We start from the raw sequence: 898 nt of genomic DNA, 5'->3' as shown, positions 1-898 counted from the left end.
CGATCCTCAGCGACGCGAATATAACGATCTAGTGACTAAACGGTTAGAAACTGGGCGAAACAACACCGTGACGGATAAATATGTGACGCTCACGGTTGAGGCTGAGAGCGTGGAAGATGCAAAAATCCAGTTGGCACGTATGGTTGCTGAAGATAGCGCTTTGATACGTGAAATTGGTGGTTGTAAAGCCACCCAACTAGACGGAACACAGCGCGTTCGGCTGCTTCAACATTTTCTACGCCCAGGCATACAACCCGATTTCACATTTGATGAACTCGTCGGTCAGGCGTTGTCGACAAAAGACGCAGTATCGCCGATGAGTATTGACGTGTCGCGTTCTGATCGGGTTTCTCTTTCCGGCGCTGGTGAAAAACATTGGCAAACACTCGTTTTACGCAAGCTACCACCCTATATGAGCGACCGTGTGCTGAAAGAGCTTGCTGATATTCCTTTAGATTTAGCGGTTTCGATCCATATTGATCCGCTCGATCAGTCTGAAGGCCTTTCCTTGGTTAAGGGTCAAATCGCATCAATGGATATCCAACGAGGAAATGAACTGCGCAAGCTCGCTAAACAAGGCTTGGGAGAAGATATGCTTCCCCACGAGCTGCAGGCATCGCGTGACGAAGCGATTCAACTTCGTAACGAGCTTGAAGAATCTAATGAAAGGCTTTTCTCAACAACAATCGTCATTGGTGTCGCTGCCAGCACTGTCAACGAACTTGGCAAAAATGTGGAACGAGTGCAGCGCGTATGCGGGAAACATTCGTGCAACGTTGAAATCCTACGGTTTATGCAGCTAGATGGCTTAAATACTCTTCTGCCGCTGGGACATACCAATATTCCTATCACTCGAGCGCTCACGACTGCAGCTGTTGCAATCATGGTTCCGTTTACC

General features: G+C 48.3%; 1 pseudogene. It reads left to right on the top strand.

Annotated elements, in window-relative coordinates:
- Positions 1 to 31 precede the first annotated feature (31 nt).
- Positions 32 to 898 (top strand): annotated as a pseudogene (locus EZJ44_RS08590) (VirB4-like conjugal transfer ATPase, CD1110 family); the annotation flags it as partial.

Origin of the sequence: Arcanobacterium bovis (assembly GCF_004331995.1) — a bacterium.
Taxonomy (GTDB): Bacteria; Actinomycetota; Actinomycetes; order Actinomycetales; family Actinomycetaceae; genus Arcanobacterium_A; species Arcanobacterium_A bovis.
The sequence above is the reverse complement of the archived record's forward strand: the minus strand, read 5'-3'. Positions and strand labels throughout refer to the sequence as shown.